Genomic DNA, 19,517 nt, shown 5'->3' with positions numbered 1-19,517 from the left:
CCTACTTATTTAGTAATTTCTACATCTGCAATCATTGTGTAGTTTGAAGCATCTAACCAGAAGTTTTTCACATTGTTGTTGTAAACAGCAAGGTGCTCGTAGTTACGAACTGGAATATAGACTGCTTCATCTAATTCAATTGTCATTGCTTGTTCATATAATTCAGCACGTTTGTCTAAATCTGCTTCACCACGTGCTGCCTCGATTAGCTTGTCCACCTCTGGATTAGAGTAGAAGAAGTGGTTACCTGGTGCACCTTGAGATACTGTATGGAATAAGTTGTATTGGTTATAGTCGCCATCGCCTGTTGCATTACCCCAGCCACTAATAAACATTTGGTGATTTTTATTTGTAATTTCGTTAATAAATGCACCGTACTCCATTACTTGAATTTCTACATTTAAACCAATACCTTTTAGCTGTGATTGAATAACCTCAGCCATATTAATACGCTCTTTACGGTCGCTCGTTAATAATTTAACTGTTGTGCCCTCTGCAACGCCAGCTTCTTTTAATAAAGCTTTTGCTTGCTCTAGGTTGTAGTCATAGCCTTTAACTTTATCAGAATAGCCAACAACCATTGGGCTCATTGCTGAATTTGCTAATGTACCAACATTATCATAAATACCGCTAATAATTGCTTCACGGTCAATTGCGTAGCTAATTGCTTGACGTACTTTGGCATCCGATAATAGGCTATCCTGTACGTTAAAGCCTACGAATTCAACAGCTAAACCTTCTGTACGGAATAAAGACATTGTTGAAGAGTTATCAATGCGGTCTAATTCTGTTACAGGCACTTGGTCTGAAATATGCGCTTCTCCGCTCTCCACCATTGCTAAACGAGTTGCATCCTCAGGAACGATTTTAAATGTTAGCTTCTTATATGAAGGCTTTTTACCCCAATAGTTTTCATTTGTTGTTAAGTTAATAGATTGACCAGATGTCCAAGAATCGAAGACGAAAGGACCTGTACCAACAGGGTGTGTTTTTAAGCCTTCAGCATTTTCCTTAATAGCTTTTGGACTTAAAATACTACCTTCTTGGCTTGCTAAAATCGCTAGTAGCCCAGCATATGGTTGGTTTAATTTGATTGTTACTTGATAGTCGCTATCTGCTGTTACTTCTTCAATCATGCCTAGTTTATCACGTTGTGGAGAGCTTGTTGCAGGATCTAATAGACGGTCAAATGTTGCTTTTACTGCCTCTGCATTGAAATCTGTATCATCATGGAATTTGATGCCCTCATTTAATTGAAATACCCAAGTTGTTTCATCTACTTGCTCCCAAGACTTCGCTAATAATGGTGCAAGATTACGATTTTTATCAAATACGACTAATGTTTCATACACTTTGCCATGCACAACATTGGCAGATGGGATATCTGTAATAAAGTGTGGGTCTAAGCTTGTTGCATCAGATGCACGTAAAATAATTAATTCGTCTGCTAAAGAAGAAGTTTCTCCATTAGACTCCTTCTCAGTAGCATTATTTGCTGTGGAGCAAGCCTGTAAAATCGCTACGATTAATAAAAGTAGAAATGCCGCTTTGAACTTTTTCATATGCTCTAACCTTCTTTCGTGTAATGTGTTTTGGTTAACCTAATTGCATTATAGCGAAAAAAATCTTGAAGTATTTTCACAAATCTGACCTCTTCTTTAAATATTCTGACAACTCCGAATATTCGTATTTACTTTCATGCAAAAGTTTTTTAAATTGAAGACACCATTATCGAACAGGGAGGTAGTAGCATGAGTGAAAATGTTCAAGCGGTGTCATTAAGTCAAATGCGCTCACAAGTAAGAAAGAAGAAACGAAAAGAATTATGGTACAAAATTTATTCAAATAAAGCTGCATTAGCAGGTCTTATTATTTTAGGTATTTATGCACTAATATTAATTTTCGGTCCGCTCGTTGCACCATATGATCCATATGAAATTGATTTGCAAAATAAGTTACAGGGACCGAGCATGGAGCATTTAATGGGGACAGATGATAAAGGTCGCGATATTCTTAGTCGTATTTTATATGGTTCCTATTTAACAGTTGGTGTTGGCTTTTCAGCTGTATTATTTGGTGGCTCGATCGGAATTTTACTAGGCTTAGTCGCTGGCTATTATGGCGGGCGAGTAGATTCAATTATTAGTCGTATGATTGATGTCATGCTAGCATTCCCAGGGATTTTATTAGCTTTAGCAATTGTTAGTGCCTTAGGGACAAGCTTAATCAATGTCACAATTGCTGTCGGTTTTTTCTCTATCCCGATGTTTGCGCGTATTGTACGCGGCTCTACGATGGAAGTGAAAAAGCTAGAGTATATTGATGCGGTGAGAACGCTTGGAGCAAATAATATTGTTATTTTATTTAGACATATTTTACCGAACATTTTATCGCCAATTATTATTCAAGCATCAATGCGTTTAGCGACTGCGATTTTATCAGCAGCAGGCTTATCATTTTTAGGCTTAGGCGCACAGCCACCTTCACCAGAGTGGGGAGCAATGCTATCGGCAGGGCGTGATTTCTTATTTAACGCACCACATATGGCATTATTCCCAGGAATAATGATTTCGTTTTTAGTATTAGGGTTGAATTTATTAGGTGATGGGCTGCGAGATGCACTTGATCCAAGAATGAAGGCATAGGAGGCGGACATAATGGCATTATTTATTGTAAAACGTTTAGCACAGGTCATTCCTGTCATACTTGGCGTAACATTAGTTGTATTTTTAATTATGCAAATGGTTCCAGGGGATTCAGCCGTGATTTTAGCGGGTGAAGGCGCTTCAGAGCAAGCGATAGAGGATTTACGAGAGTCGCTCGGCTTAAATAAACCGATTTACGTGCAATATTTCGAATATATTAAAGGTGTTGTGCAAGGTGATTTTGGCAATTCATTAAAAAATGGCAAGCCCGTATTAGAGGAAATTACAACCCGTTTACCGATTACCTTTGAGCTTGCGATGTATAGTATTGCAATTACCATTGTTCTTGGCTTAATCGCAGGGATTGTATCAGCAATTCGCCCATATTCTTGGTTAGATATGAGCTTTATGGTGGTTGCATTATTAGGTATTTCGTTGCCAAGCTTTTGGCTAGGGATTTTATTAATGTATACATTTGCTATTAATCTGGGCTGGCTGCCTGTTGCTGGCTGGGAAAGCCCACAGCATATTATTTTACCAGCGATTACGTTAGGGGCTGGTGGTGCTGCAATCGTTGCTCGTATGACACGTTCGAGTATGCTGGAGGTCATCAATCAGGACTTTATTCGTACAGCGAAGGCGAAGGGCTTGAAGGGCTATGTCATTATTTTCAAGCATGCACTACGCAATGCGATGATTCCTGTTATTACAGTAGTAGGTTTGCAGTTTGGTAGCCTTTTAGGGGGAACGGTGTTAGTTGAGTCGGTGTTTGCAGTCAACGGCTTAGGGCGCATGATTGTCGATGCGATTCGCACACGTGACTTGCCAATCGTACAAGGTGGCGTATTAGTCGCTTCATTAATTTTCGTTTTTGTAAATTTAATTGTCGATATTTTATATCGTGTCTTCAATAAACGTATTGATTTGAACTAGGAGGGGATTTTCATGGAACAGCAAAAGGTGCTTGAGGTGAAAAATTTAAAAACACATTTTTTCACAAAGGAAGGCGTGTCCAAGGCGGTAGACGGTGTCTCCTTTTATTTGAATAAAGGTGAAACAATCGGCGTTGTAGGGGAATCAGGCTGCGGAAAATCAATGACCTCCCTATCTATTTTAAACTTGATTCCATCACCTCCAGGGAAAATTGTTGATGGTGAAATTTTATTGCATGGCAAAAACATCGTTGGCCTATCACAGGAGGAGCTGCGCAAAATTCGTGGTAAAAAAATCTCAATGATTTTTCAGGAGCCAATGACGAGTTTAAATCCTGTACTAACAGTAGGTGAACAAATTGCGGAAACGATTCGTTTGCATGAAAAGTTGCCACGTAAGCAAGCATGGGATAAGGCTGTTGAAATGCTGCGTATCGTTGGGATTCCATCGCCTGAAAAGCGTGCAAAGCAGGAGCCATACCAACTAAGTGGTGGAATGCGTCAGCGTGTTATGATTGCAATGGCTTTAGCCTGTAGTCCAGATGTATTAATTGCAGATGAGCCAACAACAGCACTGGACGTAACGATTCAAGCACAAATATTAGAGATTTTAAAGGATTTACAGCAAAAGATGGGCATGAGCATCATTTTTATTACACATGATTTAGGTGTCGTCTCAGAAATGTGTGATAAGGTGGCAGTAATGTATGCTGGGCAAGTCATTGAGGAAGGGGTAACAGAGCAGCTTTTTGACGAGCCATTGCACCCATATACAAGAGGCTTAATTGACTCGTTGCCCAAGCTTTATGAGGAGCAGGACGAGCTACAAACAATCGAAGGCTCTGTGCCAAGTCCATATCATTATCCTGAAGGCTGTCGCTATGCGGATCGCTGCCCATTTGCACGAGAGCTATGTCGTGCGGCACAGCCTGAGCTAATTGAAATGGCAGAAGGGCGCAAAGTACGCTGCTATCAATATTCAGAGAAGTGGAATCTACAGGAAAGTGGTGAGCGATGATGGGTGAGGTGCAACCGATTTTAGAGGTGACAAATTTAAAGCAATATTTTTATTTGAAAAAGGAAAAGCTATTTGGCGAAAAGCAGGTTGTGCGTGCAGTGGACGATATTTCCTTTCAGCTATATGAAGGTGAAACATTGAGCATCGTAGGAGAGTCAGGCTGTGGTAAATCAACGACAGGACGCTCGATTTTGCGTTTAGATGAGCCAACAGATGGCAGCATTTCATTGTTCGGTGAAAATTTATTAGCAATGACGCAAAAACAGCTACGTGTAGCACGCAAGGATATTCAAATTATTTTCCAAGACCCTTATGCTTCCTTAAATCCACGTAGAACGATTCGTCAGATGCTAAGCGAGGCGATGTCCATTCAAGATGTTGTACCGAAGGACAAGCAGGAGGCACGCATGATTGAGCTCATGCAATTAGTTGGTCTACAGCCTGAATATTTAGAGCGTTACCCGCATGAATTTTCAGGTGGGCAACGTCAAAGGATTGGGATTGCACGTGCTTTATCAGTCAATCCAAAAATTATTATTTGTGATGAATCGGTATCTGCATTAGATGTTTCCATTCAAGCACAAATTTTAAATTTATTAAAAAAGCTACAAAAGGAATTAGGGCTTACATTGCTATTTATTTCACATGATTTAAGCGTTGTGCGCCATATTTCAGATCGTGTCATTGTAATGTATTTAGGGAAAATCGTTGAAATTGCCAATAAGAAATCATTGTTTGCTACACCTGTCCACCCATACACGCGTGCACTTTTTTCAGCTATTCCGACAGTTGAAAAAGGGCAAAAACGTGAGCGGATTATTTTAAAGGGAGATGTACCATCACCATTAAATCCGCCAACAGGCTGTCGCTTCCATACACGTTGTCCGTTTGCGACGGAGCAATGCAAGCAGAAGGAGCCGCAATTACTAGAAGTAAAAGACGGACATAGGGCAGCATGTCACTATTGGGAAAACTTTCTATGAGTTGCATGAGGCAAAAAAATTTCTTGGACGATGATTCTATGTTTTAATGAAAGTCACACAACTCAGCAGGAGTGTTGCTGTATGCTTCAATTAGACACATTTAATATGTTTATTATGCTTTGTATTTTGACCCCCATCATCTCCGCGATGCTGCTGGGGTTTATTTCGATTTTTGAGAAGCAAATTGATAGTTTAAAGGAAGAAAAAAGAAGGCTGGAGCTGGAGAAGGATTTGCAATCAGTCAATTTGATGAAGCTGAATCAGCAAATTAAACCACATTTCTTTTTTAATACATTGAATATTATTTTAGGCTTGGCCAGATTAAATCGTAAAGAGGATTTAGTGAAGGCAACAGAGAGCTTAGCACAATTTTTAAAATTTCATTATAAAGATACAGATATGTTAGTGCCGGTATCAGATGAATTAGCGTTGATTCACCACTATTATATTATTCAGAAATATCGCTTTGGTGAGCGACTTCAACTAACTCTCGACGTTTCAGAGCAGGCGAGGCTTGAAAAAATACCGCCTTTTTTACTGCAAACTTTAGTTGAAAATGCCTTTAAGCATGGCTTTGAGAAATACTCTGGACCTGCTGAGATGTTTATTTCCATGCAATTGATAAATGACAGTCTACAGCTGCTTGTGCGCAACTCACAGCATGGTCAATATGAGGAAAATAGCCATGAAGAAAGCGGCTACGGCTTAGCGAATATCGAATCTCGTTTGACGTTGTTATATGGCAAGGAAAGCTATCAATTTTATGCGACAAATGAAAATAGCGAGTTTACTGTTTTTATTGAAATACCAATAATGAATGAGCTGGAAGAGGGGGAGGGAGAAAAATGAATTTACTCATTGTAGATGATGAATTTTTAGAAATTGAGCAGCTGGAATATTTGATTAAGCCGCATTTTCCTAATTGGCATGTTTATAAGGCACAGGACGCCTCACAGGCAATGGCATTAGCAAAGCAGCACCGTATTCATTTAGCCTTTTTAGATATTCAAATGCCGGGTAAAACAGGGCTAGAGCTAGCGAAGGAATTGCAGCAGCTATATGAGTTAGACATTATTATGGTTACTGCCTATCAAAGCTTTGATTATGCGCAGCAAGCTATTCGCGTAGGGGTGTCAGACTATTTGACGAAGCCGATTATTGAAGAGGAGCTTATTCAGACGATAAAAAAATATGACAAGTGGTCATCACAAAATGAAACAATTCAAGCGGCATTATCCATTATTCACGAACGCTATGCTGAGAAATTGACCGTCAATTCGATTGCAGCTGAGGTTTTTGTGCATCCAAGCTATTTGAGTAGAAAATTTTTAGAGGTACAGCAAATTGGCTTAAATGAATATATCAACAATTATCGCCTTGAAAAGGCAAAGGCGAGCATGTTAAATAATCCGAAGCTCAGCATTTCGGAAATTGCGGAGCAAAGTGGTTTTAATAGCCAGCATTATTTCAGTGTCGCATTTAAAAAGAAATATGGGATGGCGCCGAGGGAATTTAAGGTGATGGAAGTGAATCACAACAATGAAGCGTAGCATCAGCAGCTTTTTCACATCAAATTTTTACCTAGTTGGTACAGCCTTTGGCGCAAGCTTATTATTAGTGCGTTGGATTACAGGGAATCCACTTATGTCCTCTGAAAAAACATTAATAAAATATGGGCTGTTTTTTGGGATTATTTATACATTTAGCTATGGCTTTGCTTTAGTTGCCCTTGCTTTTTTTGTGAAAAGAGCGGGAGTATGGCAGCCAGCCACCGTATATATTACAGAGCGAATTCAGCAGCAAACAACAGGGCGTAACCGCCTTTTTTTTAAAAGCATCGCGTATTTTGCTCAATACGAGCTATGGATTGTGCAATTTGTTGTATTGTATACATTCGCACATATGGTTTTTAGCGACTGGTATTTTCAATTTTTATTTGCCTTTTTAATCATGCTTGTTATTTTCGCCTTTTATACATCAACGAACGGTTTTTATTTATTAGCGATGCTATTTATGATTGCATTGTTTAGCACATTAACGTTTATCCCGATTTATTATTTTGTATTGAATGGGACAACGAAAATTTATGAAGGAATCCGCTTGTATCACCCTTATTTGCTTTATTATAAAAATCCAGAAATTATTTCAGTGTTCATCGCTTATTTATTTGTAGCGATTGGACAAGTGCTTGTCGATTTTCCAACATGGTTTAATCTTTCATTTATTAAGCAAGAGAAACGCAAAAATGCTTTATTATCTGCTGCCTTTATTAAAATATTGCTCGGTTTTTCGTTTACCGCAATTTTAATGATTGCCATTTTTAGAGGGTCCTTTGAAAACTTAGAGGTGCTTATACTAACCTTTTTATATAGAGAGGAATCCTTGTGGCTAAGCTATCTATTTGGCATATTTAGCGTTGTTGCGTGCTTCATGGTATTGCTCAATAGCTTGAAGGCATTTCAAGCTGCTAGAAGGGGAAGCATTGCACATACGGCGACAACATTAATATCGCTGTTCCTTATTGTTGGCTTACTATCAGCGATTGAGCAAATTTCCTTGCTTTCGACTGTGCTATTTTTTGGCATGATGAATGCAGTGTTACTGCCATTTATTTATGTGCTGCTATTTACGAATATTCGAATGCCTAGCTACACATATATTATTGTACTAATTTTAGTTGTAGGTAGCGAAGTTTATTTATTTCAAACAGGGCAAATGCTGTTGCCGGTTATTGTATCAATTTTGCTAGCGGCAGGGTTTTTGTTGTGGGTAAGACAAAGACAGTAGCACCTCTTTACTGAAAATCATGCATAAGGTAGAATTTTTAGTAAGTAATGCAGAAAAGGGGTGTTTATGTTGGCTAGTAATAAAGTATGGTCATCATTTAGCGAGGCTGTTGCAGATATTGGGGATGGCAGCACGTTAATTGTTGGTGGCTTTGGGCTTTGTGGTATACCTGAGAAATTGATTGACGCATTAAAGGATAAAGGAACGAAGGATTTAACGGTTGTTAGCAATAATTGTGGGGTAGATGATTGGGGATTAGGTCTACTTCTTGCGAATAAACAAATTAAAAAAATGGTTGCCTCCTATGTAGGTGAAAATAAAATTTTTGAGCAGCAATTTTTAAGTGGTGAGCTAGAGGTTGAGCTGACACCACAGGGGACATTAGCTGAGCGCATTCGAGCAGGCGGTGCAGGCATTCCAGGCTTTTATACAGCAACAGGGGTAGGGACACCAATTGCAGAGGGCAAGGAGGTAAAAATGTTCAACGGTAAGGAGTATTTGTTGGAGGAAGGCATTGTTGGCGATTTTGCGCTAGTGAAGGCTTGGAAGGCAGATACGATGGGCAATTTAGTTTTCCGTAAAACGTCGCGCAATTTTAATCCACTTGCAGCAACAGCAGGAAAAATTACAATTGCAGAGGTAGAGGAAATTGTCGAGGCTGGCGAGCTGAATCCAGATGAAATTCATACACCAGGTATTTATGTACAGCGTGTTTTATTAGGAGAAAATTATGAAAAACGTATCGAGCGACGTGTTGTGAAGGGGGATGCTTAATATGCATGATAGCAGACAATTGATTGTAGCGCGTGCTGTACAGGAAGTGCAGGATGGTATGTATGTCAACTTAGGTATCGGTATTCCGACGCTTGTTGCAGATGCATTACCAGCAGGTGTCAATGTGCTATTGCAATCGGAAAATGGTTTGCTCGGCATCGGCCCTTATCCAACAGAGGCAGAAGTCGATGCGGATTTAATTAATGCAGGGAAAGAAACAGTTACAGCTGCACGTGGTGCGGCATTCTTTGATAGTGCAGCATCCTTTGCCATGATTCGTGGTGGCCATATTGATTTAGCTATTTTAGGTGGCATGGAGGTTTCGCAGGAAGGCGATTTAGCGAACTGGATGATTCCAGGGAAAATGGTCAAAGGTATGGGGGGCGCAATGGACTTAGTCGTTGGCGCAAAGCGTGTCGTTGTCATTATGGAGCATGTCAATAAACATGGCGAATCGAAAATTAAAAAGGCTTGTACATTGCCTTTAACGGGGAAAGCAGTTGTGCATCGTTTAATTACAGATTTAGCTGTCTTTGATTTTACAGATGAGGGCATGGCTTTAGTGGAAGTGCAGGAAAGCAGCTCTATAGAGGAAATCCAAGAGAAGACAGAGGCAAGCTTTGTTGTAGCAGAGCATTTGCAGTGAAATGGCAAGAGTGCTATATGAAAAGTATCACCTTTTCAGATAGCACTCTTTACTTTATCATGAATAAACATTGATGCGACGATTTATCCTTGAAATGTGAAGCAATATAGCGTTTACTATCATTCATATGTCTTTCAATACTATTTTGTGAAATGAAGAGTTTTCATGCTAAAAGAAGGTGGGATACTAGAGTGGTAAAAGTATTATTAACTGGCATGTCGGGTGTTGGGAAGACAACGATACTTGACCATCTTAATCAAGATGGTCATCTAACAATTGACTTAGATTATGATGGTTGGATTTTCTTTGATGGTACAATGGATGTACAAAGAATTCTGGATTACATTAACCATAATAGAAACAAAAGTATTTTCCTTGCAGGCACTGCAATCAACCAAAAAGAAATCTATCCTTATTTAGATTTTGTCATTACGCTCACAGCTCCTTTAGAGGTAATGAAAGAAAGAATTCAAGCTAGAGAAAATAATTCTTTTGGGAAAAGTGAGGAAGAATGGGCAAAGGTAGTCGATGATAAAATTCACTTTGAAGCTCGTATCATTCAAAGCAGCGATTTGACAATCTCTACAGATAAATCTATTCATGATGTGATGAAAGAAATTCACAGCTCAATAGGATTTTAAACAGAGGTTGATGGGGAGATGTGACAAATGGAGCCGATAATATGAGCATCAATTTCTCAAATAATCGGCTTTTCGTCGGGCTCTTTGATTACAATTGTTATAGCATTTAGTGGGCTGTGTAGTTAAACAACAGTAGCTGATTTTGTTGAATAATTGTGAGTGCGGTGTTGTCCATACGAGGAAGGTCATAGCCGAAAAGCTGCAGCAAGCGTCGTAGCAGGTCACCGTGACTAACTACAAGTATTCGTTTATTTGGGTATGTTTGTTTGACATCATGTAAAAAGGATTGGCAACGAGCGATAATTTCTTGTTCAGGCTCAATGCCTAATTCCAAGCTTCGCCAATGTAAGCCCCATTGTGCAATACGCTCTTGCTCCGTTGTACCTTCCATTAAGCCTGTCCCAATTTCACATAAGCGCATATCTGTTTGTACAGATATTGTGTTAAACTGCTGTGCGATGATTTCAGCTGTTTGCTGTGCACGTGCTAAAGGGCTAGTGAAAATAGCGTCCCAATGTTCATCTGCTAATTTTTTTGCTAGTAGCTGTGCACTAACTATACCATCCTGATGTAGTGGAATATCGAGCCGACCTTGTTCTCGGCCTTCTTTATTCCATGCAGTAATGCCGTGCCGTATAAAGCCTAGCGTTGTCATTGTAGCTCACGCCGCCCCTGTTTTTCAGCTTTTTTACGTGCTCGTAATGTACGAAAGAAGTCCGTTAAAATTTGCCCACACTCTTCAGCTAAAACTCCTTCAGCTACGTCACATTCATGATTAAAGCGTTCATCGTTCAATAAACGGTATAAGGAATCTACACAGCCAGCCTTGATATCGCGTGCTCCATATACAACACGTGGCACTCTCGATTGCAAAATAGCCCCCGCGCACATTGGGCAGGGCTCTAATGTGACATATAAAGTCGTATCCTCTAAACGCCAGCTTCCGATTTTTTCACATGCTTGTTGAATTGCTAACAGCTCTGCATGTGTCACAGCATTTTGCGTCGTTTCACGCAAATTATGAGCACGTGCAATGATTTCTTCATTATGTACAAGGATTGCCCCGATTGGCACTTCTCCTTTTGCGCCTGCTTTTTGCGCTTCAATAAGTGCCTGCTGCATAAAGTAGCGGTCTTTTTCAAATACGTCCATTTTCATCGCCCCTTAATGTCATTGTAGCAGAGTGCCAGGCACACACACAATTCTCACACAATTTAGCGTGTCTATGATACAATGAAAAGCATTGATGAATTCGAAATTAAGAGGAGGAACTTTTCGTGACAGTTCCATTTATAACAATAGAAGGTCCGATTGGTGTTGGCAAAACATCTTTATCTAATGCTGTCTCATCGCATTTTACATATCATTTATTGAAGGAAATTGTTGATGAAAATCCGTTTCTAGGGAAGTTTTATGAAAATATAAGCGAGTGGAGCTTTCAGACGGAGATGTTCTTTTTATGTAATCGCTACAAGCAGCTAACTGATATTAAACATTATTTAGCAGGAGAGCAAAAGCCAGTTGTTGCAGATTATCATATTTTTAAAAATTTGATTTTTGCTAAACGCACATTACAGCCTACAGAATATGAAAAGTATGAGGCGATTTATAAAATTTTAACGGCTGATATGCCTGTACCAAATATGGTCGTTTATTTGCATGCAAGTGTTGATACGTTAATGAAGCGGATAGCAAAGCGTGGTCGAGAGTTTGAAAAAAATATTACACGTGAATATATGGAGCAGCTAGCGGCGGATTATCATGAGTTTATCCAGCATTTTGTGAAGATGCATCCAGAAATCCCTGTGATCCAGCTAAACGGTGATGAAATTGATTTTGTAGAAAATGAAGCTGATTTACAAAATGTATTGCAAATAATAGAAGACAAGTTAAAACAAAGGAGTATACAGTAGTGATAAATTTACGAGAAAAGTACGGAATTCCAGCAAATGCAGTGGTTACAATTGCAGGAACAGTAGGTGTAGGGAAATCAACAATGACGAAGGCGTTAGCAGAAGCTTTGCAATTCCGCACATCTTTTGAAAAGGTTGATACAAATCCATATTTAGACAAATTTTATGAGGACTTTGAGAAATGGAGCTTCCATTTACAAGTTTATTTTTTAGCGGAGCGTTTTAAGGAGCAAAAGCGCATTTTTGAATATGGAGGCGGCTTTATTCAAGATCGTTCCATTTACGAGGATACAGGCATTTTTGCGAAAATGCATTATGATAAAGGAACAATGAACCCAACAGACTATGAAACGTATACGAATTTATTTGATGCGATGGTTATGACGCCATATTTCCCACATCCAGATTTACTGGTCTATTTAGAAGGGCCTGTTGATGATATTATTGGACGCATTCAAGAGCGTGGTCGCGCGATGGAGCAGCAAACACCGCATGCATATTGGTATGAAATGCATGAGCGTTACGAAAATTGGATTAATAATTTCAATGCTTGCCCTGTGCTACGCTTAAATATTAATGATTATGATTTGATGGCGAATCCAGAGCAAGTTGAAGGCATCGTAGAGCGCATCGCTTACATGATGGAGCAAACTTTGCATTTGAGAAAATAATATTTGATAAAATACCTACTAGTGCTTCACCCCAACATTTTGGGGTGATTTTTTATCGCAAAATATATAACGATTCAACCAAATGCCTAAAGGCAAAAAGCATATGCAATTTTCAGCAATGTCCCATTATGAAATTAATAGAGAAGCGTCCACAAGTCGATTGAGACTAAAAACAGCCCGAATATAGCAATTATCTATTCGGGCCATTTTTCTTTGTTTGAGCGTCTATCGTATCTAAAAATTCACGTGTAATGCGTACAACATATTTTACTTCACTTAAATCTCGGTCTCTTAGTAATGACTGGTGAATATCAAGCATTAAATTCTTTTCCTCGATATCTGTCGTACCCGACAATTTATGAAAATTAAATAGTTCATCAGGCGCAATGTCGAGCGCTTTGATTAAACATTCTAGTGTCGTTAATGTGATATTTGATTGACCATTTTCGATATTGGAAAGTCGCCCTTTACTAAAGCCTATTTTCCCTGTTCTTTCAGCTACTTGATCTTGACTCAATCCTTTTGCTATTCGAATGGTGCGAAGCTGTTCTCCTACTAGCTTTAAAAAATCTGACATGTCATTTCACCTCTAATTTAAAAGCTAGAGAAAAATATTTCAAATGCATATACCTATAAAAAGGTACAATTAATAAGATGTTTATTTATAATGGTACTTTTCTGCACGTAATATACTTTTCGCCAGATGGTGCCCGATTTATTTCAATTGTCAGAATATTAAGTTTAGTGTACTCTTTATATAAGGTATTGAATTTAGCATTCAAATAAGGTGGGAATAAATAAATGATTCAACTATCAAAAAATTACTTAAATACATTATCAGTATGGCGTAGAGATTTTCATCGTTATCCAGAGCCAGGGTGGTTGGAGTTTCGCACGACAGCAAAAATAGCTGATCAATTGGAGGCATGGGGCTATACAGTACATGTCGGTCAAGAGTTAGTCGTTGGTGAGCGCATGGGACTCCCTAATCAAAAGGAAATGGCATCGTTTTTTGAACGAGCAAAAGATCTTGGGGCGAATGAAAAGTGGCTCGAAAAAATGGCAGGTGGTTATACAGGAGCACTTGCGGTTTTAGAAACGGGCAAACCAGGACCAACTGTGCTATTCCGTATCGATATTGATGCATTGCCGATTTTGGAAACGACAAATGATAAACATATTCCACAGCGGCTTGATTTTCGTTCATTAAATGAAGGCTATATGCATGCGTGTGGTCATGATAGTCATGCAACAATTGGTCTTGGACTAGCAGAGCAAATGATGCAGCATCGCAATAAGCTAACGGGAACGATTAAAATTTTATTCCAGCCAGCGGAGGAAGGAGTGCGTGGGGCAGCCGCGCTCGTTGAATCAGAGCTGTTAAATGATATTGATTATTTATTTGCATTACATATTGGGACAGGTGTTGAAAAGGGCGTATTTGTCGCAGGAACGGATGGTTTTTTAGCAACCTCAAAATATGATGTTACGTTTGAAGGGGTTGCAGCACATGCAGGGGCTTTCCCAGAGCAGGGGAAAAATGCACTTCTAGCAAGTGCGCAGGCAGCGCTCGCTTTACAAGCTCTACCCCCACATAGCGATGGCTCGAGCCGTGTAAATGTTGGTACACTACATGCGGGTGCAGGGCGTAATATCATAGCAGCAAATGCCAAAATGCAGCTTGAGCTACGAGGCGAAACAACAGAAATCAATGCCTTTTATGAGCAGCAAATGCGCAATATTTTAGAAGGCATTGCAACGATGTATGATATTAAAGTGCATTATGAAAAGGTTGGCAGTGCAGTCAGTGTGCCATCAGATCGACAGCTAGCTGAAAAATTAGCACAAGTAACAAAAGCGCTAAACATTCCAACAATTGATTATCAATATTTTAATGCAGGCTCAGAGGACGCGACATTTTTAATGGAAAAAGTACAGAAAAGTGGCGGTTTAGCTACATATTCTATTATAGGAACGAATTTAGCCGCAGGACATCATAATGAATGCTTTGATATCGAGGAAGACGATATGTTACCAGCCATTGAAGCATGGTTAAATATGTTAGTAAGTCTCTGTGAGGAGGATATGAAATGACAGTGATGGCACTGGAAACGATGCAGGAGCTTGAATCTTATATAAATAAGTATCAGGAGGGGATACTTGCGCTCGCTGATCAAATTTGGGAGATTGCTGAAACACGCTTTGAGGAGTACCAATCTGTAGAGACATTAATTGCTTATTTAAAGGGTCAAGGCTTCGAGGTAGAAGTAGGTATTGCTGGAATGGCAACAGCCTTTGTTGCCAAGTATGGCTCAACTGGTCCTGTAATTGGCATTTTAGGTGAATACGATGCATTGTCAGGACTAAGCCAAAAAGAAGGGACACCAATTCAGGAGGCCATTATAGAGGGAGCAAATGGCCATGGCTGTGGGCATAATTTACTTGGAACAGCGGGTATTGCCGCAGCGCTTGCATTAAAGGAATGGATTGATGCTGGAAAAGTGCAAGGGCAAATTTATTACTACGGCTGCCCTGCTGAGGAAGGTGGCTCCGGTAAAACGTTTATGGTGCGCGAAGGGGCATTCGCTGATGTTGATATAGCATTAACTTGGCATCCACATTCATTTGCTAGCGTTTTTAACTATTCTTCGTTAGCAAACTATCAAGTATATTTTGAGTTTGAAGGAATTGCCTCACATGCTGCCAATTCGCCAGAGCTTGGGCGCAGCGCATTAGATGCAGTGGAATTAATGAATGTCGGTGTCAATTATTTACGTGAGCATGTACCATCGAATGTGCGCCTACATTATGCAATTACCAATACGGGTGGTATGTCACCGAATGTTGTGCAGGCACATGCAGAAGTATTGTATTTAATTCGTGGTAAAAATATAAAAGAAGTTGAAGAAATTTATCAGCGTGTTGTTAAAATCGCTGAAGGCGCAGCACTTATGACAGAAACGAAGGTCAAAGTAAAGTTTGATAAAGCCTGCTCCAACTATTTACCAAACGATACTATAAACCAGCTATTGTATAAAAATTTGCAAGCTGTAGGGTTACCGACATATACAGAGCCAGAGCTTGTTTATGCACAGCAAATGAAGCAAACATTAACGGGAAATGAAGTACAAGCAGCCAAGAATGAAGTACTATCCATTGCGGGTACACAGTCGATTAACACTATAGAGGAGCAGCCTTTTTTAAATATGGTCATCCCATATGGAAAATCGGACAAAACAATGGCTGGTTCAACAGATGTTGCTGATGTAAGCTGGGTTGTACCAACAGCTCAATTTTTCACTCCTTGCTTTGTTTTCGGCACGCCTCTGCATACATGGCAGCTTGTGTCACAAGGAAAAACGTCTATCGCTCATAAAGGCTTACTCTATGCAGCGAAAGTTATGGCATTAACAGCCTTTGACTTATTGCAACAGCCTGAATTAATTAAGCAGGCAAAACAAGAGCATGCAATCGAAACGAAGGGCTCATATATCAATCCAATTCCAACACATGTAAAGCCAAATATGAATAAATAAGAGAAGCTTGCCTGATTTTCAGGCAGGCTTTTATTAATAAGTAAAATAAGAATAAAAATAAAACAAATCAAAAATAATGCTATTAAGGTGGTCTAAATGCAAATTATTTTGTGTATATGTAAAATAATTTCGAAATAATATTGTTGAGTACAGTTTTTTGTAATATGTTGGAGATAGCTGATACTTTAGTATTATTGGAATGTGATATAATTCAATAAGTACCTTACTATTTGGTTGAAGCTACCACTTTAAGCGTACTGAAATGAGGTGGACCTTTTGCACATAGGTAATAGAATAAGAAAAATAAGGATGCTAAAAGGCTTTTCTCGTGAGTATGTTTATACAGGTATTGTATCCAATTCTCATTTTAGCAATATTGAAAAGGGGAGATATCAACCTCCAACTGAGACATTGCGATTAATGGCTAAAAGGTTAGATGTACCTTCACATTATTTAACAGACTTTTATGAGGATGATTCAGAAATTGTGGAGGTTATTGAATGTATAGAGAGCGGCATCAAAAATCATCAATTCCAGCAAGCGCAAAGTATATTCAATAAGTACCAAGAAAAGCTTACATACGTGTCCTCGGTTTGGCAGGAGCTCAATTTAAATCTTCTACGTTTTGATGTTTACGCTAACCTCCATCAAAATGATGAGGCAAAGAAGCTGTTTGAACGAGAGCTGCAGGGCATCATAGATTTACAGGATGTTCCTCCAGAGCTGCAATATAAGTATTTAAAAATATGTGGCACGTACTTTTTCATGCAAAAAGATTATGAGCAAAGCTTGTTGCATTATCAGCAAGCATTAAATAGTTCATATGCTGTCGCTGACCAAATACCAGTTCGTTACAATTTAGCATTGTGTTATTACCAATTGGGGAATATAGAAAAGGCGTGCAATAGCTTAAATAAAGTACTCCACTACGAATTGCGCATCCAAAACTGGATTGCAGCAATCCATTCCTATAATTTATTTGGTGCTCTATTTCAAAAGGAAAAAGACTATCAACAGGCACAAAGCTATTATCAATATGGCATCGCACTAAGTGAATTAATTCAGTTAAAAGAAGTTTTGATTATTGGGAAGCTTTATCATAATTTAGGTCTAGTGTATTTCGAACAGGAAAATTATGAAGAGGCTGAAAAAATGCTGTTGCATTGTTTAGAGCTTAGAAAAGATGCTCCACAAATAGATAAGGTCAAAACAATTTATTTGTTAATTAATATTTATATTAAACAAGGTAGCTTAAACAGAGCAGATGATAAGCTAGAGCAATATAAGGCGGTTATACCTAATTCGCTAGTAATCTTTTCACGAGCAAAGATTGCTTATGCACAGCAAAACTATGATGATTTCGAGCAATATATTTTACAAGCAATGCGCCTTTTTGAAGAGGAAAAGGAAGACGTTTATTTAGTAGAGGCGCTTGAATACTATATTCCTTATTTAGAGGAAAAACGCAAATATAAGCAAGCATATGAATTATTAAAAAGGTATCACTATATTAAAAATAAAGGAGTTATGTAAAATGAAAAAATGGATTTTAGTATTAGCTTTATTATTAGTGAGTGTTCCGATGTCTAACGAGGTTGCCCCATTAAATGATGTTGACCTTGGCAACCCAAAGTAAAATGTAATTATTTCGTTAAATATTTCTACAGCAACTAGTCATGCACCTACCTTGTCTATTAATATAATAGAAGAAAAGGTAGGTGCATTTTTAATGAATATAGCAGTATATTGTGGTTCACAAATCGGGAAATCGGGCATATATAAAGAGGCGGCAGCACAGCTTGGCACAGCCTTAGCAAACGCGGGGCATGGTGTTATTTATGGGGGTTCTAATATTGGTTTAATGGGACAAGTGGCAGATGCAGCATTGCACGCGGGTGGCAAAGTAATTGGTGTGATGCCTACACATTTACAGCAGCGTGAAATTGCTCATACAAGCTTAACGGAAATTCACTTTGTTGAATCGATGCATGTACGAAAGGCAAAGATGGTGGAATTAGCGGATGCATTTATTGCATTGCCAGGTGGTTGCGGCACACTTGATGAGTATTTTGAAGTTTTCACTTGGGCGCAAATTGGCTTACATGAAAAGCCTGTCATTTTATACAATGTGAACGGCTTTTACGACGCCATCGCACAACACTTTGAAAAAATGCTAGATGAAGGCTTTATACGAGCAGAGCAACGCAGCTTGTTACATATTACAACATCTGCACAGCAAATCATCGACATTTTAGAGGCTAGTATAAAAATTGATATAACTTAACTTGGCGGTAAATTCCAAAAATGTTAGACCAATTGTATTGTGGTTTAACATTTTTCTTTTTGCCCTAGCTTCTTTTTTAGTGCAAACCATGTTAAATTGTATGTGTGCCTGGCACCAAAACAATTTAAACTTTTTTATAAACTTATCCGTCTAGTAGTTGTATACATTAAAAAAAGGAGTATTTCGGAAATGAGTAATTCGCGCGCGGAACAAAATTTAATAACATTTATCCGAAACAACAAGGAGCGCTTTTATTATCTTGCTTATAGCTATACAAAAAATGAGCAGGATGCGTTAGATGTTGTGCAGGACAGTATTCAAAAAGCATTACAATCTCTTCATACATTGCAAAATGAAGATCAAATGAGGAGCTGGTTTTATAAAATTGTCGTGCGCACAGCTATCGATTTCCTCCGTAAGCATAAGCGTCAACAGGTAATGGAAGATGACAAACTTGTGCACTTAACGCCACAGCAAATCGACACGTATGAAAATACGGATCTAGAAATAGCGCTAGATAACTTACCGACCGTTTATCGAGAAGTCGTTATTTTACGTTATTTCGAAGATTTAAAAATAGAGGATGTTGCAAGGGTGTTAGATACAAATATTAGCACAATTAAATCCAGATTGTATAAGGCGTTAAAGCTATTAAGGATACAACTACAAGAGGAAGAAGGTTTGTAA

The 19,517-nt window shown here is 38.8% G+C and carries 21 protein-coding genes; 17 read left to right on the top strand and 4 right to left on the bottom strand.

Features of this window, described 5'->3' with window-relative positions; genetic code table 11:
- Nucleotides 1-5: 5 nt before the first annotated feature.
- Nucleotides 6-1,562, bottom strand: coding sequence for a glutathione ABC transporter substrate-binding protein (locus R6U77_RS04760; protein WP_319837628.1), 1,557 nt, complete (start codon nt 1,560-1,562; stop codon nt 6-8).
- A gap of 225 nt (nt 1,563-1,787) precedes the next feature.
- On the opposite strand from R6U77_RS04760, the gene R6U77_RS04755 reads away from it, so the two are divergent.
- The 10 genes from R6U77_RS04755 to R6U77_RS04710 all read left to right on the top strand — a co-directional run bounded on the left by R6U77_RS04755 (nt 1,788) and on the right by R6U77_RS04710 (nt 10,426).
- Nucleotides 1,788-2,645: an ABC transporter permease gene (locus tag R6U77_RS04755; RefSeq protein WP_319838339.1), complete on the top strand. Its 858-nt coding sequence runs from the start codon at nt 1,788-1,790 to the stop codon at nt 2,643-2,645.
- 12 nt (nt 2,646-2,657) lie between these two features.
- A complete protein-coding gene (gene nikB, locus R6U77_RS04750; protein ID WP_293929245.1) occupies nt 2,658-3,578 on the top strand; it encodes a nickel ABC transporter permease in 921 nt (306 codons plus the stop codon).
- Nucleotides 3,579-3,590: 12 nt separating this feature from the next.
- The gene (locus tag R6U77_RS04745; RefSeq protein ID WP_319837627.1) at nt 3,591-4,595 is read left to right on the top strand and encodes an ABC transporter ATP-binding protein; all 1,005 of its coding nucleotides are present in this window, start codon (nt 3,591-3,593) and stop codon (nt 4,593-4,595) included.
- Nucleotides 4,595-5,578 (top strand): ABC transporter ATP-binding protein, encoded by a 984-nt coding sequence (locus R6U77_RS04740; RefSeq protein ID WP_406601095.1) that lies wholly within the window; start codon nt 4,595-4,597, stop codon nt 5,576-5,578. Before R6U77_RS04745 ends, R6U77_RS04740 begins: the two co-directional genes overlap by 1 nt.
- Nucleotides 5,579-5,659: 81 nt before the next feature.
- Entirely contained in the window at nt 5,660-6,427 is a 768-nt protein-coding gene (locus tag R6U77_RS04735) for a sensor histidine kinase (protein ID WP_293929251.1), read from the top strand.
- Nucleotides 6,424-7,128: a response regulator transcription factor gene (locus R6U77_RS04730; RefSeq protein WP_319837626.1), complete on the top strand. Its 705-nt coding sequence runs from the start codon at nt 6,424-6,426 to the stop codon at nt 7,126-7,128. The genes R6U77_RS04735 and R6U77_RS04730 overlap by 4 nt, the downstream gene beginning before the upstream one ends.
- The gene (locus R6U77_RS04725; protein ID WP_293929253.1) at nt 7,118-8,365 is read left to right on the top strand and encodes a hypothetical protein; all 1,248 of its coding nucleotides are present in this window, start codon (nt 7,118-7,120) and stop codon (nt 8,363-8,365) included. The genes R6U77_RS04730 and R6U77_RS04725 overlap by 11 nt, the downstream gene beginning before the upstream one ends.
- A gap of 69 nt (nt 8,366-8,434) precedes the next feature.
- Entirely contained in the window at nt 8,435-9,139 is a 705-nt protein-coding gene (locus R6U77_RS04720; RefSeq protein ID WP_319837625.1) for a CoA transferase subunit A, read from the top strand.
- A gap of 1 nt (nt 9,140) precedes the next feature.
- A complete protein-coding gene (locus R6U77_RS04715; RefSeq protein ID WP_319837624.1) occupies nt 9,141-9,785 on the top strand; it encodes a 3-oxoacid CoA-transferase subunit B in 645 nt (214 codons plus the stop codon).
- 191 nt (nt 9,786-9,976) lie between these two features.
- Nucleotides 9,977-10,426, top strand: coding sequence for an AAA family ATPase (locus R6U77_RS04710; protein ID WP_319837623.1), 450 nt, complete (start codon nt 9,977-9,979; stop codon nt 10,424-10,426).
- Nucleotides 10,427-10,532: 106 nt separating this feature from the next.
- Here R6U77_RS04710 and R6U77_RS04705 read toward each other — a convergent pair whose 3' ends face one another.
- Both R6U77_RS04705 and tadA read right to left on the bottom strand, forming a co-directional pair.
- Nucleotides 10,533-11,081: a histidine phosphatase family protein gene (locus R6U77_RS04705; protein ID WP_319837622.1), complete on the bottom strand. Its 549-nt coding sequence runs from the start codon at nt 11,079-11,081 to the stop codon at nt 10,533-10,535.
- A complete protein-coding gene (gene tadA, locus R6U77_RS04700; protein WP_319837621.1) occupies nt 11,078-11,578 on the bottom strand; it encodes a tRNA adenosine(34) deaminase TadA in 501 nt (166 codons plus the stop codon). The genes R6U77_RS04705 and tadA overlap by 4 nt, the downstream gene beginning before the upstream one ends.
- Nucleotides 11,579-11,703: 125 nt before the next feature.
- Between tadA and R6U77_RS04695 the strand changes: the two genes are divergently transcribed.
- The gene (locus R6U77_RS04695) at nt 11,704-12,339 is read left to right on the top strand and encodes a deoxynucleoside kinase (protein ID WP_319837620.1); all 636 of its coding nucleotides are present in this window, start codon (nt 11,704-11,706) and stop codon (nt 12,337-12,339) included.
- 2 nt (nt 12,340-12,341) lie between these two features.
- Nucleotides 12,342-13,010: a deoxynucleoside kinase gene (locus tag R6U77_RS04690; protein ID WP_293929280.1), complete on the top strand. Its 669-nt coding sequence runs from the start codon at nt 12,342-12,344 to the stop codon at nt 13,008-13,010.
- A 190-nt stretch (nt 13,011-13,200) separates the two neighbouring features.
- Here the strand turns inward: R6U77_RS04690 and R6U77_RS04685 are convergent, their stop codons facing one another.
- A complete protein-coding gene (locus tag R6U77_RS04685; protein ID WP_319837619.1) occupies nt 13,201-13,587 on the bottom strand; it encodes a helix-turn-helix domain-containing protein in 387 nt (128 codons plus the stop codon).
- Between the two features lie 224 nt (nt 13,588-13,811).
- On the opposite strand from R6U77_RS04685, the gene R6U77_RS04680 reads away from it, so the two are divergent.
- From R6U77_RS04680 to R6U77_RS04660, 5 genes are all read left to right on the top strand, one after another.
- Nucleotides 13,812-15,104 carry an amidohydrolase gene (locus R6U77_RS04680; protein ID WP_319837618.1) on the top strand — a complete coding sequence of 431 codons (1,293 nt, stop codon included), beginning with the start codon at nt 13,812-13,814 and terminating at the stop codon, nt 15,102-15,104.
- Nucleotides 15,101-16,546, top strand: coding sequence for a M20 family metallopeptidase (locus R6U77_RS04675; RefSeq protein WP_319837617.1), 1,446 nt, complete (start codon nt 15,101-15,103; stop codon nt 16,544-16,546). The genes R6U77_RS04680 and R6U77_RS04675 overlap by 4 nt, the downstream gene beginning before the upstream one ends.
- Before the next feature lie 267 nt (nt 16,547-16,813).
- Nucleotides 16,814-18,079 carry a helix-turn-helix domain-containing protein gene (locus R6U77_RS04670; protein ID WP_319837616.1) on the top strand — a complete coding sequence of 422 codons (1,266 nt, stop codon included), beginning with the start codon at nt 16,814-16,816 and terminating at the stop codon, nt 18,077-18,079.
- 196 nt (nt 18,080-18,275) lie between these two features.
- Nucleotides 18,276-18,830 (top strand): LOG family protein, encoded by a 555-nt coding sequence (locus R6U77_RS04665; protein WP_319837615.1) that lies wholly within the window; start codon nt 18,276-18,278, stop codon nt 18,828-18,830.
- Nucleotides 18,831-19,019: 189 nt separating this feature from the next.
- Nucleotides 19,020-19,517, top strand: coding sequence for an RNA polymerase sigma factor SigV (locus R6U77_RS04660; protein WP_293929266.1), 498 nt, complete (start codon nt 19,020-19,022; stop codon nt 19,515-19,517).

Source organism: Lysinibacillus louembei (assembly GCF_033880585.1).
GTDB lineage: Bacteria > Bacillota > Bacilli > Bacillales_A > Planococcaceae > Metasolibacillus > Metasolibacillus louembei.
This window is presented reverse-complemented; position numbering and strand designations above follow the sequence as displayed.